This window comes from Nocardioides donggukensis (genome assembly GCF_014842875.1).
Taxonomy (GTDB): domain Bacteria; phylum Actinomycetota; class Actinomycetes; order Propionibacteriales; family Nocardioidaceae; genus Nocardioides; species Nocardioides donggukensis.
Map to the genome: position 1 here is coordinate 251661 of NZ_JACYXZ010000002.1, position 24623 is coordinate 276283.

Annotated in this window: 18 protein-coding genes and 1 tRNA gene; 13 read left to right on the forward strand and 6 right to left on the reverse strand. The window is 73.2% G+C overall.

The features are described 5' to 3' along the window. Positions 1-54: 54 nt before the first annotated feature. Positions 55-140: transfer RNA gene (locus IE331_RS07585), tRNA-Leu, on the reverse strand. Between the two features lie 80 nt (positions 141-220). On the opposite strand from IE331_RS07585, the gene IE331_RS07590 reads away from it, so the two are divergent. Together IE331_RS07590 and IE331_RS07595 are read left to right on the forward strand one after the other, a co-directional pair. Beyond that, on the forward strand, positions 221-1537 hold the full coding sequence (locus IE331_RS07590) for a M20/M25/M40 family metallo-hydrolase (protein ID WP_192142200.1): 1317 nt from the start codon (positions 221-223) through the stop codon (positions 1535-1537). A gap of 403 nt (positions 1538-1940) precedes the next feature. After that, on the forward strand, positions 1941-3458 hold the full coding sequence (locus IE331_RS07595; RefSeq protein WP_192142201.1) for an HNH endonuclease signature motif containing protein: 1518 nt from the start codon (positions 1941-1943) through the stop codon (positions 3456-3458). A gap of 441 nt (positions 3459-3899) precedes the next feature. Here IE331_RS07595 and IE331_RS07600 read toward each other — a convergent pair whose 3' ends face one another. Together IE331_RS07600 and IE331_RS07605 are read right to left on the reverse strand one after the other, a co-directional pair. Continuing rightward, complete coding sequence (locus IE331_RS07600) at positions 3900-4127, reverse strand: DUF5703 family protein (RefSeq protein WP_192142202.1); 228 nt, start codon at positions 4125-4127, stop codon at positions 3900-3902. A 5-nt stretch (positions 4128-4132) separates the two neighbouring features. Then, positions 4133-5083 carry an aldo/keto reductase gene (locus IE331_RS07605; RefSeq protein ID WP_192142203.1) on the reverse strand — a complete coding sequence of 317 codons (951 nt, stop codon included), beginning with the start codon at positions 5081-5083 and terminating at the stop codon, positions 4133-4135. 94 nt (positions 5084-5177) lie between these two features. Between IE331_RS07605 and IE331_RS07610 the strand changes: the two genes are divergently transcribed. Beyond that, on the forward strand, positions 5178-6002 hold the full coding sequence (locus IE331_RS07610; RefSeq protein WP_318646794.1) for an undecaprenyl-diphosphate phosphatase: 825 nt from the start codon (positions 5178-5180) through the stop codon (positions 6000-6002). 3 nt (positions 6003-6005) lie between these two features. On the opposite strand, the gene corA is transcribed toward IE331_RS07610, so the two are convergent. Next, a complete protein-coding gene (gene corA, locus IE331_RS07615; RefSeq protein ID WP_192142204.1) occupies positions 6006-6986 on the reverse strand; it encodes a magnesium/cobalt transporter CorA in 981 nt (326 codons plus the stop codon). A gap of 33 nt (positions 6987-7019) precedes the next feature. Here corA and IE331_RS07620 point away from each other — a divergent pair, with 33 nt between their 5' ends. From IE331_RS07620 to mshC, 4 genes are read left to right on the forward strand one after another with little or no spacing between them, the layout of a single operon-like run. Then, positions 7020-7727, forward strand: a complete 708-nt coding sequence (locus IE331_RS07620; protein WP_192142206.1) for an MSMEG_4193 family putative phosphomutase — start codon at positions 7020-7022, stop codon at positions 7725-7727. Between the two features lie 9 nt (positions 7728-7736). Next, positions 7737-8315 carry a DUF3090 domain-containing protein gene (locus IE331_RS07625; protein ID WP_192142208.1) on the forward strand — a complete coding sequence of 193 codons (579 nt, stop codon included), beginning with the start codon at positions 7737-7739 and terminating at the stop codon, positions 8313-8315. Further along, a complete protein-coding gene (locus IE331_RS07630; protein ID WP_201931380.1) occupies positions 8305-9057 on the forward strand; it encodes an SCO1664 family protein in 753 nt (250 codons plus the stop codon). Before IE331_RS07625 ends, IE331_RS07630 begins: the two co-directional genes overlap by 11 nt. 26 nt (positions 9058-9083) lie before the next feature. Then, positions 9084-10310 (forward strand): cysteine--1-D-myo-inosityl 2-amino-2-deoxy-alpha-D-glucopyranoside ligase, encoded by a 1227-nt coding sequence (mshC, locus tag IE331_RS07635; protein WP_192142210.1) that lies wholly within the window; start codon positions 9084-9086, stop codon positions 10308-10310. Positions 10311-10329: 19 nt separating this feature from the next. Here the strand turns inward: mshC and IE331_RS07640 are convergent, their stop codons facing one another. Beyond that, positions 10330-11178, reverse strand: coding sequence for a PAC2 family protein (locus IE331_RS07640; RefSeq protein WP_192142212.1), 849 nt, complete (start codon positions 11176-11178; stop codon positions 10330-10332). Between the two features lie 145 nt (positions 11179-11323). On the opposite strand from IE331_RS07640, the gene metH reads away from it, so the two are divergent. After that, a complete protein-coding gene (gene metH / locus IE331_RS07645) occupies positions 11324-15052 on the forward strand; it encodes a methionine synthase (RefSeq protein ID WP_192142222.1) in 3729 nt (1242 codons plus the stop codon). 51 nt (positions 15053-15103) lie between these two features. On the opposite strand, the gene IE331_RS07650 is transcribed toward metH, so the two are convergent. Continuing rightward, positions 15104-16528: a sugar transferase gene (locus IE331_RS07650; protein ID WP_192142224.1), complete on the reverse strand. Its 1425-nt coding sequence runs from the start codon at positions 16526-16528 to the stop codon at positions 15104-15106. Positions 16529-16606: 78 nt separating this feature from the next. Between IE331_RS07650 and IE331_RS07655 the strand changes: the two genes are divergently transcribed. The 5 genes from IE331_RS07655 to IE331_RS07675 all read left to right on the forward strand — a co-directional run bounded on the left by IE331_RS07655 (position 16607) and on the right by IE331_RS07675 (position 24618). Next, the gene (locus IE331_RS07655; protein ID WP_192142226.1) at positions 16607-17773 is read left to right on the forward strand and encodes a cellulase family glycosylhydrolase; all 1167 of its coding nucleotides are present in this window, start codon (positions 16607-16609) and stop codon (positions 17771-17773) included. After that, positions 17770-18918 carry a glycosyltransferase family 4 protein gene (locus tag IE331_RS07660; RefSeq protein ID WP_192142228.1) on the forward strand — a complete coding sequence of 383 codons (1149 nt, stop codon included), beginning with the start codon at positions 17770-17772 and terminating at the stop codon, positions 18916-18918. Before IE331_RS07655 ends, IE331_RS07660 begins: the two co-directional genes overlap by 4 nt. A gap of 83 nt (positions 18919-19001) precedes the next feature. Next, a complete protein-coding gene (locus tag IE331_RS16950) occupies positions 19002-21038 on the forward strand; it encodes a polysaccharide deacetylase family protein (RefSeq protein WP_192142230.1) in 2037 nt (678 codons plus the stop codon). After that, entirely contained in the window at positions 21035-22483 is a 1449-nt protein-coding gene (locus IE331_RS07670; RefSeq protein WP_192142231.1) for an O-antigen ligase family protein, read from the forward strand. The genes IE331_RS16950 and IE331_RS07670 overlap by 4 nt, the downstream gene beginning before the upstream one ends. Next, the gene (locus IE331_RS07675) at positions 22480-24618 is read left to right on the forward strand and encodes a glycosyltransferase (protein ID WP_192142233.1); all 2139 of its coding nucleotides are present in this window, start codon (positions 22480-22482) and stop codon (positions 24616-24618) included. Before IE331_RS07670 ends, IE331_RS07675 begins: the two co-directional genes overlap by 4 nt. Positions 24619-24623 lie beyond the last annotated feature (5 nt).

Genomic DNA, 24623 nt, shown 5'->3' on the forward strand with positions numbered 1-24623 from the left:
CGAACCCACAAACGTGGGTCCGGGCTATGCCGATGTCCTGAGACATCACATGTGTGTCCGAGGGGGGACTTGAACCCCCACGCCCTAATACGGGCACTAGCACCTCAAGCTAGCGCGTCTGCCAATTCCGCCACCCGGACGAGTGCGGAGAAACCATAGCAAGAGCCCGCTGGATTCCACGCATCGCCCCGGCCCTCGCGCAGGGTGTCAGGATGGCCCCATGGCGACCGACGACGAGCGTAAGACCTACGACCCGGCGGGCGAGGTCGTGGACCTGTGCCGCGAGCTCATCCGCATCGACACGTCCAACTACGGCGACTCCAGTGGGCCGGGGGAGCGGAAGGCGGCGGAGTACGTCGCCGGGCTGCTCGACGACGTCGGGATCTCCAGCAACATCTACGAGTCCGAGCCCGGTCGGGCGTCGCTGATCGCCCGGTGGGGGGACGGCCCCGGGGAGCCCCTGCTGCTGCACGGCCACCTGGACGTCGTACCCGCCGCGGCCGAGGACTGGCAGGTCGACCCGTTCGCCGGGGAGATCAAGGACGGCTACCTCTGGGGCCGCGGCGCGGTCGACATGAAGGACTTCGACGCCATGGCGCTCTCGGTCGTCCGGGCCCGCGCCCGGGCCGGCGCCCAACCGGACCGTCCGCTGGTGATGTGCTTCACCGCCGACGAGGAGGCGGGCGGCCACAAGGGAGCCGAGTTCGTCATCGAGGAGCACGCCGACGAGATCGCCGACTGCACCGAGGCCGTGGGGGAGGTGGGAGGCTTCACGACCACTGTCCGCGGGAAGCGGATCTACCTCATCGAGGCCGCCGAGAAGGGGATGGCGTGGATGCGCCTCACCGCCCGGGGCCAGGCCGGACACGGCTCGATGATCAACAGGCACAACGCGGTCACCGAGCTGGCCGGCGCGGTCGCCCGCATCGGTGCGCACCAGTGGCCGGTCCGGCTCACGCCGGCCATGGAGGTGCTCCTGGCCTCGGTCGCCGACATCGCCGGGACCGAGGCCACCCCCGAGAACGCCGAGGCGCTGGTCGAGGAGTTCGAGAGCTCCGCCCGGATGCTCGGAGCGGTCATCCGCAACACCGCCAACCCCACAATGCTCAGTGCCGGCTACAAGGTGAACGTGATCCCCACCGAGGCGACCGCCCATGTCGACGGCCGGTTCCTGCCGGGCCACGAGGACGAGTTCTTCGAGACCCTGGCCGAGCTCTGCGGGGAGCACGTCACGTGGGACTTCGTCTCCCACCAGCAGCCCTGGGAGACGCCGTACGAGGGTGCGCTCGTGGACGCCATGACCCAGTCGATCCTCGCCGAGGACCCGGACGGCATCGTCGCGCCCTACCTCATGAGCGGGGGCACCGACGCCAAGCACTTCCGCAAGCTGGGGATGGCCTCCTACGGCTTCGCGCCGCTGCGGCTGCCGCGCGACCTCGACTTCGGCGCGCTGTTCCACGGCGTCGACGAGCGGGTCCCCGTCGACGCGCTCGAGTTCGGTGCCCGGGTGTTCGACCGCTTCCTCGACCAGGTCTAGCTCCGCCCGCCGGTGGTTGAGGAGGCCGCACCCGGTGGTTGAGGAGGTCGCGCCCGGTGGTTGAGGAGGTCGCGCCCGGTGGTTGAGGAGGTCGCGCAGCGACCGTCTCGAAACCACGCCCCCGCCGCCCCTCGCCGGTTGAGCCGCGAGCCCTGGCGAGCGTGTCGAAACCAGGCCGCCGGCGCCCCTCGCCGGTTGAGCCGCGAGCCCTGGCGAGCGTGTCGAAACCCGCCGCCGGCCACCTCCGCCGGTTGAGGAGGTCGCGCAGCGACCGTCTCGAAACCCACCGCCGGCCACCTCCGCCGGTTGAGCCGCGAGCCCTGGCGAGCGTGTCGAAACCCCTTGTGCACGACCGGTTCTCGACCCGGGCGGATTGTCAGTGGGTCCGGTTAGCGTGGTTGCCATGAGGACGAAGACCACCGAGACGACGAGCACCGCGGGCACCGCGGGTGCGGTGTTGGCCTCGGCGCGGTCGAACCGGGAGGCCGCGGACGCGGCCGAGGTCCGGCTCCTCCAGGACGCGTGCGCGTGGGCGGACCTGCACCCCCCGGAGGGGATTCACCCGGCGGCGACGGTGTGCACGGCGTTGTTCGGTGACACCGGCCTCCCGTTGGCTGGGCAGGGTGCACCGGCGGTGGCGGAGTTCTGCGTGGCCGAGTTCGCCGCGAGTGTGGGGTTGGGCACCGAGTCCGGGAAGGCGCTGATCGGGGAGGCGCTCGAGTTGCGGCACCGGTTGCCGAACCTGTGGTCGCGGGTGATGGCCGGGGACCTGGCCGCCTGGAAGGCGCGTCGGGTCGCGGCCGCCACCATCGTCCTGTCCCCGGTAGCGGTGGAGTTCGTGGACGTGGCGGTCACGCCGGTGGCGCACAAGGTCACCCCCGGCCAGGTCGACCGGCTGGTTGCGGAGGCGATCGGCCGGTGCGACCCGCAGCTGGCCCAAGAGCGGGCCGACCGGGCGGTCGCGGGCCGGCACGTGTCGATCACCCACGGCCAGGTCTCCTTCGACGGCACCAGCCAGGTGCACGGCATCTTGGACCTGGCCGACGCGCTGGACCTCGACACCGCCGTGGCCAACGGTGCCGCACAGCTCAAGGCGCTCGGCTCCACCGAGGACCTGGACGCCCGCCGGGCCACCGCACTCGGCGGCCTGGCCCGCCGGCAGCTAGCCCTGGACCTCAACCCCGACACCCCCACGACCGACAGCGACGCCAGCAGCGGCATCGACAGCGACGCCGACGCGGGTCTCGACGAGACAGACGGCACGGCGGTAGGCGCCACAGGCGGCATCGGCGACGAGCCTGCCGCGGCCCAGACCGCCGGCGGTGGCCGGACCGGTGCGGGGGTGAAGCCGCGGCAGGCGGTGCTCTACCTGCACCTGGCCGCGGAGGCGATCACCGGCACCGGTCACCGCACCGAGACGGCTGGGCAGTCAGGTCAGCCCGGGCGGTCGGGGGTGGTGGGGCGCTGTGAGCTGTCCCGGTCCCCGGTCACCGCCGACCAGATCCGCACCTGGCTGGCCCACCCCGACGCCCAGGTCGTCATCAAGCCGGTGCTCGACCACCAGGGGCTGGTCCCGGTCGACGCCTACGAGGTGCCGGACCGGATGGGCGAGGCGATCCGCCTCAGGGACGGGACGTGTGTGTTCCCGTGGTGCACCCGCCCGGCCCGGTCCTGCGATGCCGACCACGTGGTTCCCTACGACCCCGACGGCCCACCGGGCCAGACCGCGACCGACAACCTGGGCGCGCTGTGTCGGCGGCATCACCGGCTCAAGACCCACGGCGCTTGGGCGTGCCAGACCCCCGTGCCGGGGGTGTTCGAGTGGACCTCCCCGCACGGGCTGAGGTTCCGACGCGACCGCACCGGCACCCTCGACATCACCGACCCGGCCCGCCCGGCCGGTTCCCCGCCCGAGCATTGAGGACCACGCCCCACACCCCACCCAGGCAGCAACGGGTGGGGACAGTGGTATGTCCACCGGTGGTTGAGCGAGTGGTTTCGAGACGCTCGCTGGCGCTCGCTCCTCAACCACCGGGGACCGCGCTTTCGCGCCGGTTCCTGAGGAGGCGCGCCAGCGCCGTCTCGAAGGGCAACCACCGGGGACCGCGCCCGGTTGTCGGTGGTTGAGGAGGGCCGCCAAGGCCCGTCTCGAAACCAGCACGCCGGCCGAGGGGGGTGGTTTCGAGACGCTCGCTGGCGCTCGCTCCTCAACCACCGGGGACCTCGGGCGCTCGCTCCGGGTCCTGAGGAGGCGGGCCAGCGCCGTCTCGAAGGCAACCACCGGGGACTGCTGGCGCTCGCTCCGGTGCCTGACGGGCGGCGCTGGCGAAGTCTTGGGGACGCCGAACCGGGGAAGAGGGACTCAGAAGAACATCGTCGTGCGGGTCTGGCGGATGATCTTCCGGCGCAGCACGACCCGGCGGGTGCCGTCGGCACCGATCCGCATCCGGTCCAGCTCCCAGCCGCCGTGCTCGGCGCGCTCGACGAGGAGCCGGGTGACCACGTTACGGCTGAACTCGCGCGGCAGGAGAACCCTGTCGAACTCCCACTCCACGTTGCGCCGGTGCGCTCGTCTCGCGGCAGTCGGCATGGGCGTCACTCTCCTTGCGACACGTCGTCGAGCGCCTCGACGATCTCCGGGGGCAGGCTGAGCTCGTCGATGCCGAGCGCGGCCTTGAGCTGGGCGGCGGTGCGGGCACCCACGATCGGCGCGGTCACCCCGGGCCGGTCGCGGACCCAGGTCAGCGCGACCTCGACCGGGTGCCAGCCGAGCCCCTCGGCGGCGCGTGAGACCGCCTCCACGACCCGCTGCGACCGGTCGTTGAGGTAGGCGCCCACGAAGCCGGAGAAGTGGGGCGACGCGGCCCGGGAGTCGGCCGGGGTGCCGGTGCGGTACTTCCCGGTGAGCACGCCGCGACCCAGGGGGGACCACGGGAGCACGCCGAGGCCGAGCGCGGCGGCCGCCGGCAGCACCTCGTGCTCGACGGAGCGGTTCAGCAGCGAGTACTCCACCTGGGTCGAGGCGAGGGGGGTCCGGCCCGGCACCGCCCTCTGCCAGGTCGCGGCCTGGGCGGTCTGCCAGCCGGTGTAGTTCGAGATCCCGACGTACGCCGCCCGGCCGCTCGTCACCGCCCGGTCGAGGGCGGCCAACGTCTCCTCGAGCGGGGTGTCGTCGACCCAGGTGTGCACCTGCCACAGGTCCACGTGGTCCACGCCGAGCCGCTCCAGCGACTGGTCGAGCGTGCGCAGCAGCGTGCCGCGCGAGGCGTTCGTCTCGCGCACCCCCTTGTGCCGCGAGATGCCCGCCTTGGTCGCGACGACCACGTCGTCGCGGGGGACGACGTCGCCGAGCAGCCGTCCGATGAGCCTCTCGGACGCACCGTCGCCGTAGCCGGCGGCCGTGTCGAGCAGGGTGCCGCCCGCCTCCACGAACCCGGTGAGCTGGTCCCGGGCCTCGTGCTCGTCGGTGTCGCGGCCCCAGGTCAGCGTGCCCAGGCCGAGCCGGGAGACCTTGAGGCCGGTGGCACCGAGTGTGCGTTGCTGCATGGGGCCAAAGGTAGTCACCCACCCGCGGCGCCGGCCTCGCGGCTCGCCGTACGACCTGTCGGGGCGCGCTCGAGGGAGCCGTAGGCTGCCCGTCGTGATCGACTTCCTCAAGGCCGTCGTGCTCGGCATCCTGCAGGGGCTGACCGAGTTCCTGCCGATCTCGAGCAGCGCCCACCTGCGGATCTTCCCCGAGCTGTTCGGCTGGGGCGACCCGGGTGCCGCGTTCACGGCGGTCATCCAGATCGGCACCGAGATCGCGGTGCTGCTCTACTTCCGCAAGGACATCTGGCGCATCGCCAGCACCTGGCTGCGGTCGCTGGTCCGGCCCGAGTACCGCGGCCACCTCGACGCCCGCATGGGCTGGTACATCATCGTCGGCTCGCTGCCGATCGTGATCCTCGGCATCACCCTCAAGGACACGATCGAGAACGACTTCCGCAACCTCTGGGTGATCGGGACGACGCTCATTGTCCTCGGCATCGTGCTGGGCATCGCCGACCGGATGAGCGCGAACAACCGCACGATCAAGAGGATGAACATCCGGCACGCCGTGCTCATGGGGCTGGCCCAGGCGATGGCGCTGGTCCCCGGCGTCTCCCGGTCCGGCGCGACCATCTCGATGGGGCGGATCCTCGGCTACGAGCGGGAGGCGGCCACCCGCTACGCGTTCCTGCTCGCGATCCCGGCCGTCGTCGGCGCCGGGCTCTTCGAGCTGCCCGAGATCCCGAACGGCGACAACGCGTTCGGCTGGGGCCCGACGATCACGGCCACCGTGGTCTCGTTCATCGTCGGGTACGCCGCCATCGCCTGGCTCCTGCGCTACGTGTCCACGAACTCCTACCTGCCGTTCGTGGTCTACCGCATCGGGCTGGGCAGCCTGACGCTGGTGCTGGTGGGCGCCGGCGTGCTCGCCGCCTGAGGGCTACAGCCAGCCGGACTTCTTGAAGAACACCAGCGCGCTGAGCGAGGCCAGCACCATCAGGCCCAGCGCCATGGGGTAGCCGAACGCCCAGTGCAGCTCGGGCATGTTCTCGAAGTTCATGCCGTAGATCGCCGCCACCAGCGTCGGTGCCGCGACCAGGCCGACCCCGGCGGAGATCTTGCGCATGTCGTCGTTCTGCTGCACCGAGATCCGGGCCAGGTGCGCCTCGAAGGCCGAGGACAGCAGGTTGTCCAGGTTGTCGACGGTCTCCGCGACCCGGGCCAGGTGGTCGGCGACGTCCCGGAAGAACGGCGCCGCGTCCGGCTCCATGCCGCGCACCACCCCGCCCGCCGCCTGCCGCATCGGGTCCCGCAGGGGCAGGACCGCCCGGCGCACCTCGGCGATCTCGCGCTTGAGCGTGTAGATCCGCACCGAGTCGTCGGTCCGGGCCGGCGAGAACACCGACGCCTCGACCTCGTCCACGTCCTCCTCGAGGGACGCTCCGACCCGCTCGTAGCTGTCCACCACCCGGTCGCACACCGCGTAGACCACGCCGGTCGGGCCGTGCTCGAGCAGCTCCGGGTGCGACTCGAGGTAGCGCCGTGACGAGTGCAGCTCGGTGCCCTCCCCGTGCCGCACGGTCACGATGAAGTCCGCGCCGATGAACATGTTGATCTCGCCGGTCTCGACGGCGTCGTACTCGTCGACGTACCAGAGCGTCTTGAGCACCATGAACAGCGAGTCGTCGTAGCGCTCCAGCTTCGGTCGCTGGTGCGCGTGCAGGGCGTCCTCCACGGCGAGCGGATGCAGCCCGAACGCCGCCGAGACCTCGGCGAGCTCCTGCTCCGAGGGCTCGTGCAGCCCGATCCACACGAAGTCCGCGCCGCCGCGGACACCGGCGCGGACCCCGGCCAGGTCGGAGGCGTCGCAGTCCAGGTCAACCCGGGACCCGTCCCGGTAGAGGGCGTTGTCGACGATCACGGGCCCGAGGCTACGCCGGATACGCTCACCGGCATGGCAACCGTGATCCTCCTCCGACACGGCCGCACGACCGCGAACGCCACCGGAGTGCTGGCCGGCCGGTCCCGCGGCGTCGACCTCGACGAGGTGGGCCGTGCCCAGGCGGGGCGGTCGGCCGAGCGTCTGGCGGCGGTGCGGCTGGAGCGGATCGTCACCAGCCCGCTCGCCCGGTGCCGCCAGACCGCCGCCGCCGTGGCGGAGCAGCAACCGGCCGCCACCGGGGTGCAGACCGACACCGGCCTGCTCGAGTGCGACTACGGCGACTGGACCGGCCGCCCCCTCAAGGAGCTGGCCCGGGAGAAGCTCTGGGCCACCGTCCAGCAGCAGCCCTCGGCCGCCGCGTTCCCCGGCGGCGAGTCGCTGCCGGCGATGATGGCCCGCGCGGCAGGAGCCGTACGCCGGCTCGACGCCGAGGTCGCCGCCACCGCGGGACCCGAGGCGGTCTGGGTGGCGGTCAGCCACGGCGACATCATCAAGGCGGTCCTCGCCGACGCCCTGGGCCTGCACCTCGACTCGTTCCAGCGGATCGTCGTCGACCCGGCCTCGGTGTCGGTGGTCCGCTACACCGGCGCGCGGCCCTACGTCGCCGGGATGAACACCCACGCCGGGGACCTGTCCTGGCTCACTCCGCCCCGCCGCAGGGGTCGACGCCGCGGTCGCTCGACCGACGCGCCGGTCGGCGGCGGGACCGGGCCGGAATAGGCTGGCGGCATGGAACCCCTCGTCCATGACTTCGACCCACCCGAGCGCTTCGTGGCCGGCACCGTCGGCGAGCCCGGACAGCGCACGTTCTTCCTGCAGGCCCGCGCCGGCACCCGCGTGGTGAGCGTGGCGCTGGAGAAGCAGCAGGTGGCGGTGCTCGCGGAGCGGCTCGACGACCTGCTCGACGAGCTCATGAAGGCCGAGGAGACCACGGCTGTGGTCCCGGCCGTCGCGCCGCTGGACCTCGAGGACACCGACCCGCTCGAGCAGCCCATCGAGGAGGAGTTCCGCGCCGGCACCATGACGCTGTCGTGGGACGCCACCGACGAGCGGGTGGTGATCGAGGTGTTCCCGTTCAACGAGGCGGCCGTCGTCGCGCCCGACCAGGTCGACGAGGACTTCACCGAGCCCGAGCCCGAGGAGGTGCTCCTGGTCCGGCTGACCGCGGCCGCGGCCCGGGCGTTCGTCAAGCGCACGTCGTCGGTGCTCGAGGCGGGGCGCCCCACCTGCCCGTTCTGCGGCAGCCCGATCGACGCCGACGGCCACCTCTGCGTCCGCGCCAACGGCTTCCGGCGACGTGACCCCTGACCCGACCGCGGAGCTGACCCTGCAGGGGCGGATCATGCCCGCCTCCAACGCGACGTTCCTCGGCTCCGTGGCCGGCCGGAAGGTCGTCTACAAGCCGGTGGCGGGGGAGCGGCCGCTGTGGGACTTCCCGGACGGCACGCTCGCGGGGCGTGAGGTCGCGGCGTACGTCGTCTCCGAGGCGCTGGGCTGGGACCTGGTGCCGCCGACGATCCTGCGGGACGGACCGCACGGCCCGGGCATGGTCCAGCTGTGGGTGGACGTCGACGAGGACCCCGACCCGGTGGACATCGTCCCCGAGGGTCAGGTGCCGGCCGGCTACCTCCACGTGCTCGACGCCCTCGGCCCCGACGACACCCCTGTCTCGCTGGTGCACGAGGACTCCGCGGACCTGCGCCGGATGGCCCTGTTCGACGTGCTCGTGAACAACGCCGACCGCAAGGGTGGGCACGTGCTGGCGGTCCCGGGCGGCGCCCGGCAGGGGGTGGACCACGGTGTCTCGTTCCACGTCGAGAACAAGCTGCGCACGGTGCTGTGGGGGTGGCTGGACGCGGCGCTGACCGCGGAGGAGCGCCGGGCGGTGGCCGGGCTCGCCGAGGATCGGGCGCTCGCCGAGCGGCTCGGGGAGCTGCTCGCGCCGACCGAGGTGCGTGCCCTGCACCGGCGGTGTGCGGCACTGCTGCGCGCGGGCGTGTTCCCGGCGCCGAGCGGGGAGTGGCCGGCGATCCCCTGGCCTGCGTTCTGACCGACGGCTTGGTTAGGCTGCCCGACATGCGTACGTGGTCACCGCCGGAGCTGCCTTCCCTGCCGAGCAGGGGACCCGAGGTGTCCCTGTTCGACACCGCGACCGGCAGCCTGGTGCGGACCTCGCCGTCGGGCCCGGCCCGCCTCTACGTCTGCGGGATCACCCCCTACGACGCCACCCACCTCGGCCACGCCGCGACGTACGTCGCCTTCGACCTGCTCAACCGGGCCTGGCGGATCGCCGGGCACGAGGTGCTCTTCGTGCAGAACGTCACCGACGTCGACGACCCGCTGCTGGAGCGGGCCGCCAAGGTCGGCGTCGACTGGCGCGAGCTGGCCGAGCGGGAGACCCAGCTGTTCCGCGACGACATGGTGGCGCTCCGGGTGCTGCCCCCGCAGCACTACGTCGGGGCGGTCGAGTCGATCCCGCTGGTCGTCGACCTGGTGGAGCGGCTGCAGGCCGCCGGCGCCGTCTACTCGGTGGACGGCGACCTCTACTTCTCGGCCGAGGCCGACGACGGGTTCGGCGCCGTCTCCGGCTGGGACCGGCAGCGGATGCTGGAGGTCTACCCGGAGCGCGGCGGCGACCCGGACCGCCCGGGCAAGAAGGACCCGCTCGACAGCGTCCTCTGGCGGGGCGAGCGCCCCGACGAGCCGGCCTGGGGCAGCCCGTTCGGGCCCGGCCGGCCGGGCTGGCACGTCGAGTGCTCGGCGATCGCGCTCCAGCACCTCGGGACCGGCTTCGACGTCCAGGGCGGCGGCAGCGACCTGGTCTTCCCGCACCACGAGATGTGTGCCGGGGCGGTCCAGGTGGCCCGCCCGGGCGAGCGGTTCGCGCAGGTCTACGCGCACGCCGGCATGGTCGGGTACGACGGCGAGAAGATGTCCAAGTCCCGCGGCAACCTGGTCTTCGTCTCCGCCCTGCGGCTCAGCGAGGTCGACCCCATGGCGATCCGGCTCGCCCTGATGCGGCACCACTACCGGGCCGACTGGGAGTGGACCGACGACCAGCTCTGGTCGGCCGTCGACGACCTGGCGCTGTGGCGGGGGGTGCTGGCCGGCGAGGCCGGCGCGCCGGCCGAGCCGGTCACCTCGGCGGTGCTGGCCGCGGTCGCCGACGACCTGGACGCGCCGGCCGCTCTGGCCGCGGTCGACGCCTGGGTCGCGGCCACCCGCGACGGAGACGTCTCCGAGCCGGGAGCCGGCGCCGCCGTCCGCCGGCTGCTGGACGCCTCGCTCGGCCTGGCGCTCTGACGACGTTCGGCCCGGCTGCTCAGGCCTCGGGGCCGCGCCGCTTGAGGTAGCGCTCGAACTCCCGGGCGATCGCGTCGCCGGAGGCCTCGGGCAGCTCGGTCGTGTCGCGGGCCTCCTCCAGCTCCTGGATGTACTCCGCGATGTCGGGGTCCTGCTCGGCGAGGTCGTCGACGCCGCGCTCCCAGGCCCGGGCGTCCTCGGCCAGGTCGCCCAGCGGGATGCTCACCTCGAGGAGCTCCTCGATCTGCCCGAGGAGCGCGAGCGTCGCCTTCGGGCACGGCGGCTGGGCCACGTAGTGGGGGACCGCCGCCCAGTAGGACACGGCCGGGATGTCCAGGCGTACGCAGGCGTCCTGGAAGACGCCGACGATCCCGGTGGGCCCCTCGTAGGTCGACTGCTCGAGCCGCAGCCGGTCCACCAGGTCCGGCTCGGTCGCGGTGCCGGTGACGGGGATCGGCCGGGTGTGCGGGGTGTCGGCCAGCAGGGCGCCGAGCGTGACGACGAGCGCGCCGCCGAGCTCGTCGCAGGCCGCGAGCAGCTCGGCGCAGAACTGCCGCCAGCGCATGTTCGGCTCGATCCCGCGGACCAGGATCACGTCCCGGTCCAGGTCGGGGGGCGAGGCCACCGCGATCTGCGTGCTCGGCCAGCTGATCCGGCGGTGCCCGTTCTCGTCGGTGCCGACGACGGGCCGGTTCACCTGGAAGTCGTAGAAGTCCTCCGGGTCGACGGCCCCCACGACCCGGGCCTGCCACGCGTCGATGAGGTGGTCGACGACCGAGGAGGCGGCGTCCGCGGCGTCGTTCCAGCCCTCGAATGCGGCGATCACCACGGGCTGGACCAGGTCGGGGAGGTCGTCGATCTCGATCACCCCACCACACTAGTCCCGGACGCCGGCCGGCGAGGATTTCGTGCGGCTCCCGGCCCGGTGCCACCATGCGGGATGCCGGTCCAGCACATGGACGGCCTGCCTAGGCTGGAGCGGACCGCTCCCGCCATCCCCTGAGAGGACGACCGTGCCGGAGAACCCGCTCGTCCGCCCGGATGCCACGGCCGCCCTGACGGCCGCGTTCGAGGAGCGCATCCTGGTGATCGACGGCGCGATGGGGACCGCGATCCAGCGCGACCGGCCCGACGAGGCCGGCTACCGCGGCGAGCGGTTCGCCGACTGGCCCAGCGACCTGCAGGGCAACAACGACCTGCTCACGCTGACCCAGCCCGAGATCATCGCCGGCATCCACCGCGAGTACCTCGAGGCCGGCGCCGACATCATCGAGACCAACACGTTCAACGCCAACGCGGTCTCGCTGGGCGACTACGACATGGCGGAGCTGGCGTACGAGCTGAACGTCGAGGCCGCGAAGCTCGCCCGGCACGAGGCGGACGCCGCGACCGAGCGCACCCCCGACCGGCCCCGGTACGTCGCGGGAGCCCTCGGCCCGACGACCCGGACGGCGTCGATCTCCCCGGACGTGAACGACCCCGGGGCCCGCAACGTCACCTTCGAGCAGCTCGTGGATGCCTACGCCGTGGCGGCGGCCGGGCTGGTCGACGGCGGGTCCGACCTGTTCTTCATCGAGACGATCTTCGACACCCTCAACGCCAAGGCCGCGATCTTCGCGATCGAGGGGCTGTTCGAGGAGCGTGGCCGCCGGTGGCCGGTGATCATCTCCGGGACGATCACCGACGCCTCGGGTCGCACCCTGTCCGGCCAGGTCACCGAGGCGTTCTGGAACTCCGTGCGGCACGCCCGGCCGCTCGCCGTCGGCCTGAACTGCGCGCTCGGAGCGAAGGAGATGCGTCCCTACCTGGCCGAGCTGTCCCGGGTCGCCGACACGTTCGTGTGCTGCTACCCCAACGCGGGCCTGCCCAACGCGTTCGGGGAGTACGACGAGACGCCGGAGGAGACCGCCGCGATCCTCACCGAGTTCGGCGCCAGCGGCCTGGTCAACCTCGTGGGCGGCTGCTGCGGGACGACCCCGGCGCACGTCGAGGCGATCGCCGCCGGCGTCGCCGACAAGCAGCCCCGGACACCCCCGCAGGTCGAGACCGCCATGCGGCTCTCCGGGCTGGAGCCGTTCACGATCACCTCGGAGAGCCTGTTCGTCAACGTCGGCGAGCGGACCAACATCACCGGGTCTGCGCGGTTCCGGAACCTGATCAAGGACGGCGACTACGACACCGCCCTCTCGGTGGCGGCGCAGCAGGTCGAGAACGGCGCGCAGGTCATCGACGTGAACATGGACGAGGGCATGATCGACGGCGTCGCCGCGATGGACCGGTTCATGAAGCTGATCGCCTCCGAGCCCGACATCAGCCGGGTCCCGGTGATGGTGGACTCCTCGAAGTTCGAGGTGATCGAGGCCGGGCTGCGCTGCATCCAGGGCAAGCCGATCGTGAACTCCATCTCCCTCAAGGAGGGCGAGGAGAAGTTCGTCGAGCAGGCCCGGCTCTGCCGTCGCTACGGCGCGGCCGCCGTGGTCATGGCCTTCGACGAGGACGGCCAGGCCGACGACCTCGAGCGGCGCAAGGCCATCTGCGGGCGGGCCTACCGGATCCTGGTGGACGAGGTGGGCCTCGACCCCTCCGACATCATCTTCGACCCGAACGTCTTCGCGGTCGCCACGGGCATCGAGGAGCACGCCGGCTACGGCCAGGACTTCATCGAGGCCACGCGCTGGATCAAGGAGAACCTGCCCGGCGTCAAGGTGTCGGGCGGCATCTCGAACGTGTCGTTCTCCTTCCGCGGCAACAACCGGGTCCGGGAGGCGATCCACGCCGTCTTCCTGTTCCACGCGATCCGGGCCGGGCTGGACATGGGGATCGTGAACGCCGGTGCGCTGGTCGTCTACGACGAGGTCGACCCCGAGCTGCGGGACCGGATCGAGGACGTCGTCCTCAACCGGCGCGAGGACGCGGCCGAGCGCCTGCTGGAGATCGCCGAGCGGTACCGCGGCGACGGCGAGGCGGTCGAGGAGAAGGCCGCCGAGGAGTGGCGGGGACTGCCCGTGGGGGAGCGGATCACCCACGCCCTGGTCAAGGGGATCGACACCTACGCCGAGTCCGACACCGAGGAGCTCCGGCTGGAGATCGCCGCGCGAGGGGGGCGGCCGATCGAGGTCATCGAGGGGCCGCTCATGGACGGGATGAACGTCGTCGGCGACCTGTTCGGGGCCGGCAAGATGTTCCTTCCCCAGGTGGTCAAGAGCGCCCGCGTCATGAAGAGGGCGGTCGCCCACCTGATCCCGTTCATCGAGCGGGAGAAGGCCGAGGACCCGGCCCTGGCCTCGGCCAAGGACACCAACGGGACCATCGTCATGGCGACCGTGAAGGGCGACGTCCACGACATCGGCAAGAACATCGTCGGCGTGGTCCTCCAGTGCAACAACTACGAGGTCATCGACCTCGGCGTGATGGTGCCGGCGCAGAAGATCCTCGCCGCCGCGCGGGAGCACGGGGCCGACATCATCGGCCTCTCCGGCCTGATCACCCCCTCTCTGGACGAGATGGTCAACTTCGCCTCCGAGATGCAGCGGGAGGGGCTGGAGATCCCGCTGCTGATCGGCGGGGCGACGACGTCGCGGGCGCACACGGCGGTCAAGGTCGACCAGAAGTACGACGGCCCCGTGGTCTGGGTCAAGGACGCCTCGCGCTCGGTGCCGACCGCGGCCGCGCTGCTGCACGAGTCCCGCCGGGAGGCGCTCCTGGCCGACGTGCGCACCGACTACGACGCACTCCGGGCCCGGCACGCCGGCAAGCAGGAGCGGCCGATGGTCACCCTCGAGCAGGCCCGCGAGCGACGTACCCCGATCAGCTGGGACGGCTACCGGCCGCCCGCACCCAGCCGGACCGGGGTGCACGTGCTGGACGACTACGACCTCGCCGAGCTGCGCGACTACATCGACTGGCAGCCGTTCTTCAACGCCTGGGAGATGAAGGGGAGGTTCCCCGACATCCTCAACAACCCGGCGACCGGCGAGACCGCCCGCGCCCTGTACGACGACGCGCAGGCCATGCTGGACCGGCTGATCGCCGAGAAGTGGGTCACCGCCCGCGGGGTCTACGGACTGTTCCCGGCGAGCGCGCACGGCGACGACCTCGAGGTCGACACCGGTGCCGGTCCGGTCCGGCTGCACCAGCTCCGTCAGCAGGGGGAGCACCGGGAGGGCGTGCCGAACCGGTCGCTGGCCGACTTCGTGGCGCCGGCGGAGACCGGGCTGGCCGACCACGTCGGCGCGTTCGCGGTCACCGCGGGCATCGGCCTGGGCCCCCGCGTGCAGCAGTTCCGCGACGAGCTCGACGACTACTCCGCGATCCTGCTCGAGGCGCTCGCGGACCGGCTCGCCGAGGCCTTCGCCGAGCGCCTGCACGAGCGGGTCCGGACCGAGTTCTGGGGGTACGTCGACGAGGAGACGCTCGGCAACGAGGACCTGATCGCCGAGCGCTACCAGGGCATCCGCCCGGCACCGGGCTACCCGGCGTGCCCCGAGCACACCGAGAAGCTGACCCTGTGGTCGCTGCTCGACGTCGAGGAGAACGTCGGGATCGAGCTGACCGAGTCGATGGCGATGTGGCCGGGCGCCTCGGTCAGCGGCTGGTACTTCTCCCACCCGCAGTCGCAGTACTTCGTCGTCGGCCGGCTGGGCCGGGACCAGGTCGCCGACTACGCCGAGCGCAAGGGCTGGAGCCTCGCCGAGGCGGAGCGCTGGCTGTCGGCGAACCTCGGCTACGACCCGGAGGACTGAGCCGGGCGATCGCGTCGACGGGCGCCCAGGAGGCCGGGGGAGCGGCCCGGCTCAGGAGACGGCGTCCTGGCTGTCCACGGCGACCGGGGGGCTCGGCCGGTGCCGTGGGCGGGCGCAGGACGCCCCGACCACGTGGCTGACGGTGCGGACCAGGATCTTCACGTCCATCCACATGGACCAGCCCTGGATGTAGTTGTGGTCGAAGATCGCGCGCTCGACGACGGAGGTGTCGCCGCGCAGACCGTGGACCTGGGCCCAGCCGGTGAGGCCCACGGGCATCCGGTGGCGGGCGCCGTAGATCGGGATGGACTCGGTGAACGCCTCGACGAAGTGCGGGCGCTCCGGACGAGGACCCACCAGGCTCATCTGCCCGACCAGCACGTTCCACAGCTGGGGCAGCTCGTCCAGCGAGGTGCGGCGGATGAACCGGCCGACCGGTCCGATCCGGGGGTCCCCCGTGATGGTCCAGGTGGTGTCCGCCTCACCGGGCGCGGTGGGACGCATCGAGCGGAACTTGACCAGCGTGAACCGCGAGCCGTCGAGCCCGACCCGCTCCTGGCGGAAGAACACCCCAGGACCTCCCTCCACACGCACGGCGAGGGCCACCGCGAGCAGCACCGGCAGGCTGATCAGCAGTGCCATCCCCGACACCACGATGTCGAAGCACCGCTTGGCCAGCCGGCCCGAGATCGCCGCCTGGCCGGGGGTGTAGCGGAGCAGGGGGATGCCCCAGGCCTCGTCCAGCCGGCGCGAGGTGGGCGGCACCACGTAGTCGGCCGAGGGTACGAGGAAGAGGTGGCAGCGCAGCCGCTCGCACACGCGCAGGATCTCCGAGACCTCGGCCGCGCGGTCGCTGTCGACGGCCACCAGCAGCTCACCCGCCTCGAGCTCCTCCATCAGCCGGCACAGCTCGTGGCGCCCGCCCAGCCAGGGCACGGGGGTCGGCTTGCGGGGAGGCTCGTTGTCGACCAGGCCGACCACCTCGAGACCGAGCTCGGGATGCTCGCCGAGCACCGTGCTGAGCGTGATCGCCAGGTCGCCGGCGCCGTACACCAGCGTCCGGTGGCGCACCGTCCCGCGGCTGCGCACGGCCCGGACCACGGCGTAGGCCGCCGCGCGCATCAGCGCGAGTGCGCCCAGGAGGCCCAGGACGTAGAGGCCGGCCGGCCGACCGAAGAGCGGCTGGGTCGAGAGGATCGCGGTGGCGGTCGTCCCGACGACGACGGCGATGCCGAGCGACGGCAGGTCGTCGAGCACGGAGAGCGTCAACCGGGACCGGAAGAGTCCCGCGGCGTGCAGGTAGGCGAGCGAGGCCGTCACCACGATGGCACCGGTGACCGGAGTCGAGTCCGGATGGAGCAGCGCGGTCACCGCCGCGATCGTCACGATGTCGCAGGCCATGAGGAGCGGGCCGGTCCGATGGCGCGTCGAGCGGGCCGCTGAGCTGCGTGCGACGGAGGCGATGAGGGTGGGCACGAGACCTCCGGCTCCGTCCGGCCTCGGCGCACCGCCGGCCGAGGATCACCCCACTAGTGCCGCCAGGACTGGCGTTTGATGCTTGCCATTGGCTCGATGTTCGCCTGCCTCCATACTGTGGTGGTGATCAGCCTGGTGACCGGATCGTCGACGCGCGGGACGAGGGCGCTCGTGGCCGGTCTCGTCGGCCTGCTCCTGCTGCCCGTCACCGAGGTCGTCGAGGGCCCGCGACCGTCGGACGCATCCGCGGACCTGCGGCTGGTCGCGGCGGCCGGGCCGACCCCTCCGACGCCGGACCTCGGCGTCCAGTTCCACGGACTGTGGTCCCACTACGACCGGGCGAAGCGTGCGGCGGTCCTCAACCGGATCTCCGGATCCGGGGCACGGTGGGTGCGGTTGGACGTCAGCTGGGCGATGATCCAGCCCCGACGCCGCTCCTACGACCTGGAGTGGGGCGTCCCGAGGGTCGACCGGGTGCTGAAGCAGGCGGAGCGGCGCGGGCTGCGCGTGCTCGTGACGTTCTGGCTGACACCTGGGTGGGCCAACGGGGGCCAGGGTGAGCGCGTCGCCCCGGACGACGCCTCCGACTACGCCACGGCGCTCGCGTGGGCGGCCCGGCGCTGGGGCGACCGCGTCGGGGCCTGGGAGGTCTGGAACGAGCCGAACTCCGAGGACTTCCTCGAGGGTGCCGACCCGGCCGGCTACACCGATCTCCTGTGTGCGGCACACGACGCGCTGCACCGCCAGGACGACACGGTCCGGGTCGTCCTCGGCGGCCTGATGTACAACGACGACGCGTGGTTGAGGCGCGCCTACGCCTCCGGGGCGCGAGGCTGCTTCGACATCCTGGGGGTGCATCCCTACATGGCCCCGGCCGACGCCCGACCCGAGCTGGAGGACGACGGGGAGATCTGGAGGATGCGGCACCTGGCCGCGATCCGCCGGGTGATGACGCGTCACGACGACCGACGACCCGTGTGGGCGACGGAGTTCGGGTGGAGCTCGCACCGCAACGCCGCGGGCGCTCCGGCGTGGAAGCGCGGCGTGAGCCAACGGAAGCAGGCCAAGTACGCCGTCCGCGCGATGACGATGCTCGGCCGCGACTACCCGTACGTCAAGAAGGCGTTCTGGTACAAGGCTCTCGCGAGCGGGGACGCCGGGCGTCACCACGACGGCTACGCCATGCTGCGGCGCGACCTGTCGCCCAAGCCCGTGTTCCGGGCGCTGCGTCGTCTGCTCCGGTGAGCGTGGGGGGCTCGCAGGACCGGCTCGACCCGCCCGTCCTGCACGTGTCGCAGCCCGTGGAGGCGGGGGTGGCGCAGGTGGTCGTCGACCTCGTCCGGGTGCAGGCCGAGGCCGGGCGGCGGGTCGTGGTGGCGTGCCCTCCGGGGCACTTGCAGGACCTGGCGGCTGCCGTCGGTGCGGAGGTCCTCACCTGGTCCGCCGGTCGGGGGCCGGGGGTCGGGACCCTCACCGAGCTCTCGGCGCTCTCACGCGTGATCCGCCGCGTGCGGCCCGGGGTCGTGCACCTGCACAGCTCGCAGGCCGGGATGGTGGGACGACTGCTGATCCGCGGCCGGCTGCCGACCGTGTTCAGTCCGCACGCCTGGTCCTGGCAGCCCATGACCGGGGCGGGCCGGCGGGCGGCGATCGCCTGGGAGCGCCGGGCCGCACGCTGGGCGCACGCGATCGTCTGCGTGAGCGACGGCGAGCGCCGGGACGGGCTCGAGCAGCGGGTCCCCGGCTCGCTGCTGGTGATCCCGAACGGTGTCGAGGCCGACCTCGAGGCCCAGATCGGCCACGACACCGAGGCGGTCGCCAGACGCGCACTCGGTCGGGGGAGGGGCACGCACCTGGTGGTCTGCTGTGCTCGGCTGGCCGAGCAGAAGGGGCAGGACGACCTGCTCTCCGCCTGGAGGCTGGTGAGCGAGGCATGTCCCGGTGCCGAGTTGGTGCTGGTGGGGGACGGCCCGATGCGCTCGGAGCTCGAAGTGTCCGCGGCCGACCTCGCGGGTGTGACGTTCGCCGGATGGCAGTCCCGGGTCGAGTGCCTGCGATGGATGCGGGCCGCCACGGTCGTGGTGTGCCCCTCCCGCTACGAGGCGATGTCGTTGGTGCCGCTGGAGGCCGCCGCTCTGGGCACCCCGGTGGTCGCGACCCGCGTGGAGGGGATGGCGACCACGATGTCGGCCGACGCGCGGCGGATGGTCGGGCCCGGCGACCCCGGGGCGCTGGCGGGTGCGTTGCTCGACCTCCTCCGGGACCGTGACGCGCTGGATCGGGGCGGCCGCGAGGCCGCGGCCTGGTCACGCGAGCAGGCGGCGACGTCGACGGCCGGCTCGGAGTACCTCGCGGTGTACGACCGGGTCCGCCGCGGCCACTCCGGGTGAACCGGAGGCGCACGCCAGCGACAGGTGACCCCTGAGCGTGCCACGATGGCCGTACTCGTTGTCGGGTGTGAGGGGATCGACGGGTGGCCGAGACTCTGCGACGGGTGCTGCGGTGGCGCTGGGCGCTGATCGCGGCCGTCGTGGTGCCCAGCGCCCTGGTCGCGGTGACGCTCGTCGAGCTCCAGCCCGAGCCGCACGAGGCCGTCAGCGTGATCGCGGTGGTCCCGGAGAGTCCCGAGCTCGCCAGCAACGACCTGGTCCAGCTGGCCGTCGATCGCTACGTGGTCCTGCTCCAGTCGGAGAGCGTGCTCCTCCGGGTCGCCGAGGAGTCCGGGATCCCCCTGTCCACGCTCCGCTCCGGAGTGAGCGTGTCGGCCGCCCCGCAGTCGGCGAACGTCCGGGTCGTGGCGTCCGCTCCGACGGCGGACCAGGCCCGGGCCGCCGCGAACGCGGTGGCCGAGGAGGGGGTCGGCCTGGCCGGGGACGATGCGACGGTCGGCGTCGAGATCCTCGCGGAGGCCACCGACCAGGCGCTGCCCCTGACGGCCTCCCCCCGGATCCTCCAGGCGGTCCTGATCCTGGCGGCGCTGGCGGTGGCGCTGGGGTGGGCCTCCGTCGTCGAGCTGACACGGCCCCGGGTCCGCACGGGCGAGGACGTCGAGTCGGTGACGGGGGTGGGGCTGCTGGGCGTCGTGCCGGGCCTGGGGAGCCGACGTCCGGTCACCCTGACCCCCGACCACGACACGCAGGCCGCCGCCCGCGAGCTCCGGCAGGGGTTCCTGGCCGGGGGGCGCGACGCCCCGTGCGGGACGACGTACGTCGTCGGGGTCGGACCGGGGGCGGAGGGCGCGACGATCGCCTGCTGGCTGGCCCGGGCAGCGGTCGACCAGGGTGAGTCGGTCGTCCTGGTCGACGCCGAGGTGGAGCGCGCCGATCTGAGTGCTGGACTCGGCCTGCCCGGCGACCCGGGTCTCGGCGACCTGCTCGATCGACCCGGGCTGCTCCGCACTGCCGTGATCGACAGCCACGGCGTCGACGTCGTCGCGACGCGGCCGTTCCCCGACGCCGGAGGCCTGCGAGGTGACCGGCTCGGCGCGGTGCTCAGGGCCGCCGAGGACCGTGCGGACCGGGTGCTCGTCCACGCCTCGACGGACCAGGGCCCGGTGTTGGCCGAGGCGGCCGGCGGAGCCGCCGACGTCCTGCTCGTCGTCGCCGCGGGCACCCCGGTCCCCGAGGTGCGTCGGGCCGCGGCCCGGATGCGGCGCCTCGGCCTGCCCCTCCGCGGGGCGGTGCTCAACCTCCCCGACCGAGGGGCGCGGGGTCGGTCCGGTCGCCCGCGCTGGAGCCGAGCCCCGGTCGTGCTGATGTACCACGGCTTCTGCACCGAGCGGCGCAGTGACGACCCCGAGAACCTCTTCGTCGAGGTCGCGGCGTTCGAGCAGCAGCTGACGTGGTTGCTCGAGCACGGCTGGACCCCCCTCGACCTCGACGGGTTCCTGGCCGCCCGAGCCGGGCGGAGGCCCTCGAGCAGGAGCTTCCTGGTGACCATCGACGACGGCTATGAATCCGTCGCCGAGCTGGCGGCTCCCGTGCTGCGCCGACTCGGGGTGCCGGCCCTGCTGTTCGTGCCCTCCGCGCTCGTGGGTGAGGAGGCACACTGGCTGGAGAGCCCCGCCCACGAGCCACTCCTGGACGCCGAGCAGCTGCGAGAGCTGTGCGACGGGCATGGCATCGAGGTGGGCGGGCACGGACGGGACCACCGGGATCTCCGGGGTCTGACGCCGGTCGAGCTGGACGGTGAGGTGGCCGGGGCCGGTGTCGAGCTGAGCGAGCTCCTCGACCGCGAGGTCCGCAGCCTGGCGTATCCCTACGGCGGCCACGACCCCGCCGCACGCGCCGCCGCCGAGCGGTCCGGAGCCCGCGTCGCCTTCTCCGTCCACGACGACGCCGGCCCCTTCGCCGTCTCCCGGGTCGACGTCAACGCCACCGACACCAGCCGGTCGTTCCGACTCAAGCTGATGCCGCAGTACCGGCGGGTCTGGAACGCGCTCCAGCGGGCTCCGTGGGTGCGCAGACTGGTGCGGCGGTCCATCGCCCGCACGCCCCAGCCGGAATCATGATGTCCGCGTCCATCGCCGGACCACGCGAGTCCGCCGCCGCTCCGGCCCTGCTGATGCTCGTCGTCACGGTGTCGGGCGTGCTCGGACTCGTCCTGGCGAGCGTCGGTCTGCGGTTCGGACCCGGCGGGCCCGTGGCGTTGCTGCTCGCCGCCGCACTCGTCTGGGTCGCCCTCGCCCGACCGCACGTCCTCGTCAGCGTGCTCGCCCTCGCCCTGCCCCTCGGCGCCCTCACGGTCGGCCCCCTCGAGCTGGTCCAGCTGGTCCTCATCCTGGTCGTGCTCGGGGCGCTGGCACAGGCGGGGCTGCGCGGTGACCTGGTGCTGCCGCCCTGGCAGATCTCGGTGCCGCTGGCCGGCATGCTCCTCGCGGCCGCCCTGGCCACCTCGGCCGCCCGCGACGCCGACGCGGCGTTCCGGCTGGATGTCCGCCTGCTGTTCGAGGTCCTGCTCGTGGTGGCGATGGTCACCGTGCTCCGCTCGGCCCGACACGTGGACCAGGTCGTCAACGCCCTGCTCCTCGCCGGGGGAGCGATCTCCGGCTGGGCCCTGGTCACCTCGGGTGAGGCCACGGCCTACCTGGACGGGGCGGTGCTGGCCGACCGGGCCAGTGGGCCGTTCGCCCAGCCCAACGAGCTCGGGTTGCTCGCGGCAGCCCTCCTGGTCCTGGCGGTCGGGGTCGGCATCACCACGACGCGGCCCACCACCCGGCTGCTCTGCGTGGCGTCCGGGGGGCTGCTCCTGGCCGCGCTGGCGGAGTCCTTCTCGCGCGGGGCCTGGATCGGTGCCGCCGCGGGACTCGTGGCGTTGGCGGTGCTCAGCCCGCCGTCCCGCCGAGCGCTGGCCCTGGTGTGCGTCCTGGGGGCGGGGACCGGCGGGCTGCTGGCCACCCTCGGCTCCTCGCTGTCGGCCGCCGTGGCCACCCGGTTGGCGAGCATCCCGGAGGCCTCGGGCAACCCCTACGACGAGCGGACCCTGATCTGGGCCGAGTCCCTGCGCCAGCTGCAGGACCGTCCGCTGACCGGCCAGGGACCGGGCTCGTTCTCGGCGGCGGCCCAGTCCGCGGCGGCCGAGTCCGCGGCGGGCGGGGCGCGGCTCGAGGCCGAGCACGGGCACCACCTCTTCCTCACCGTCGCGGCGGAGTACGGCCTGCTCGGCCTGACCGCACTGCTGGCGCTGATCGCCGGGCTGATCGCGATCACCACCGGTCGACGGGCGTGGGCCACGACACCGCCCGGCCGTGGGCGCAGCCTCCTGCCGGTGCTCGTGTCCGCACTCGTCGCGGTCACCGTGCACGGACTCCTGGACTATCCGCTGCGCAATGCCGTGGGCAGCACGACCGTGTGGTTGCTGGTCGGGCTCCTCGTGGCCGAGCACTCCCACCTCGCACGGAGAGTGGGGCCCGTGCACCCCGGCGCCGGGACGACCACCGAGGACCGATCCCGGTGACCGGGCCGCTGAGACCGCTGCGGTGCACGGTCATCACGCCGTACGGCGCCCTCGGTGGGTCCGAGCGCTGGCTGCTCGAACTGCTCGACGCCGGCGCCGCGCGGCTGGACGTCGTGGTGTGGCTCCTGCAGGACGGTCCGCTCCGGGCTGAGCTCGCCGCCCGCGGGGCGTCGGTGCAGGTCCTGCCGACAGGGCCCGGCGGGCGGTCCGTGGCGACCCGAGCACGCGACCTGGCCCGGCGGCTGCGCCGCAGCGACACCGACGTGGTCCTCGCCAACGGGGTCAAGGCGGCGCTGGTCGCCGTGCCCTCCGCCCGCCTGGCGGGCGTGCCGGTCGCGTGGGCCAAGCACGACTTCTCGTGGGACCGGGAGCTGGCGCGACCCCTCGGCGCTCTCAGCGACCTGGTCGTCGCCACGTCGGCGGCGGTCGGGGCCGCCACCGGACGGCGCGACGCGCTGCTGGTGCCGCCCCCGCGACCGGCCGGGACGCCGGCGTCCGCGATCGACGCACGCACCTTCTGGGCCGCGCAGGGGGTGCGGCTCGGGACGGCGCCGACCCTCGCCATGGTGTCTCGCCTGGTCCCCTACAAGGGGATCGACACCGCGATCCGGGCGTTGGCCTGCGACCTCGCGTCGCGCTGGCAGCTGGTGGTGGTCGGCCCGGCCGACCCGTCCGCCGCCGGGGAGGAGACCCGGCTGCGGAGCCTGGCCCTGGACCTGGCTGTGGCCGACCGGGTGTCCTTCGTGGGGGAGGTGGGCCAGGTCGGCCGATGGCTCACGGGATTCGACGCCGTGGCCGTGCTCACCCGGGCGGACGGGACCAGGTTCGGCCGCGAGGGGTACTCCATCGTCGCGCTGGAGGCGCTCGCCGCGGGCGTGCCGCTCGTGGGTGCCCGCGGCAGTCCCGAGGTGGAGCGGATGGCATCGTCGGCCGGCCGCGTGGTGGAGCCCGAGGACCCCGGCTCGGTGGCCCGAGCGTTGCACGACCTGCGTCGGCCCGACGTGCGCGCCCGGTGTGGCGCGGCGGCACGCGAGATCATCGTCCGGCACCCGGACGGGCAGGCGTGTGCCGGTCAGGTGATCGGCGCCCTGGCCACGGTGGCCGGTCGGCCGGGTGCGGGGTTGTCGGGCCCGCCGGTCACCGTGCTCACCTGCTTCCGCGACGAGGTCGGCCACATCGACGACGTGGTGGCCGCGGTCCTGCGCCAGCTCGGACCGCACGACGAGTACCTCCTGCTCGACGACCGCTCGACCGACGACACCGCCGCCGAGCTGGGCCGGTGGGCCGCCCGGGACCCGCGCCTGCGCCTGATCTCGGGTCCGGGCATCAACCTGTCCGCCGCCCGCAACCTCGGCTTCTCGGAGGCGACCCGTCCGGTCGTGGTGTGCACCGACGCCGGGTGCGCCCCCGCCCCGGACTGGCTGGCGGCCCTCCGCGCGCCGTACGCCGAGGCGGCCCCGGCGGAGCTGGTCGTCGGCGTCTACGACGTCGACGGTGGCGACCCGGTGCGTGAGGCCTGCCGGCTGGCCCTGTTCCCGTCGGTGGACGAGGCCCGACGGCGCACACCCTGGGTGCGGCTCGCGGGGAGGCTGACCGGGCGACGGTTCGACGCCCACCGCCTCGACGGGCGATCGATGGCCTGCACGGTCCGGGCGTGGGAGCTGGCCGGCGGCTTCGACGTCGCCCTCGGCAGCTCCGAGGACGCGGTGTTCGGGGAGGCCGTGCTCGCCGCCGGCGCCGGGAGCGTGCTCGCACTCGACGCGCGGGTCACCTGGGCGCAGGCCGACCGGCTCGGCGACACCGCGCGGATGTACCTGAAGTACGGCGAGTGGGGGGCCCGGGCCGGGTCGTGGCCGTTGGTCAGGCGCGACCTGGCCCGGGCCGGCGGCTACCTGCTCGCACCGGTCCTGCTGGCTCGCGGCGGGACCCGCACCCGGGTGGCCGTGATCGGCGCGGCGGCCGGCTACCTCGGTGTCCCCGTCTCCCGAGCGCTCCGTGGGAGGAGCGCGCCGACCACGCTCGCCCTGGTCCCGGCGGTGCTGGCGGTGAAGGACCTCGCCAAGGCGGTCGGCTGCGTCAAGGGCGGGATCGCACGCCTGGCCCGGCCCGGCGAGCGGAGCCGAGATGGCGGATAGACCGC

Bases quoted from the DNA above. Each gene is read 5' to 3' on its own strand.
- IE331_RS07605 (WP_192142203.1), bottom strand. From the start codon at position 5,083: ATGCAGCAACGCACACTCGGTGCCACCGGCCTCAAGGTCTCCCGGCTC.
- IE331_RS07655 (WP_192142226.1), top strand. From the start codon at position 16,607: ATGCTTGCCATTGGCTCGATGTTCGCCTGCCTCCATACTGTGGTGGTG.
- IE331_RS07620 (WP_192142206.1), top strand. From the start codon at position 7,020: ATGGCAACCGTGATCCTCCTCCGACACGGCCGCACGACCGCGAACGCC.
- mshC (WP_192142210.1), top strand. From the start codon at position 9,084: ATGCGTACGTGGTCACCGCCGGAGCTGCCTTCCCTGCCGAGCAGGGGA.
- IE331_RS07670 (WP_192142231.1), top strand. From the start codon at position 21,035: ATGATGTCCGCGTCCATCGCCGGACCACGCGAGTCCGCCGCCGCTCCG.
- IE331_RS07590 (WP_192142200.1), top strand. From the start codon at position 221: ATGGCGACCGACGACGAGCGTAAGACCTACGACCCGGCGGGCGAGGTC.
- IE331_RS07625 (WP_192142208.1), top strand. From the start codon at position 7,737: ATGGAACCCCTCGTCCATGACTTCGACCCACCCGAGCGCTTCGTGGCC.
- IE331_RS07595 (WP_192142201.1), top strand. From the start codon at position 1,941: ATGAGGACGAAGACCACCGAGACGACGAGCACCGCGGGCACCGCGGGT.
- IE331_RS07600 (WP_192142202.1), bottom strand. From the start codon at position 4,127: ATGCCGACTGCCGCGAGACGAGCGCACCGGCGCAACGTGGAGTGGGAG.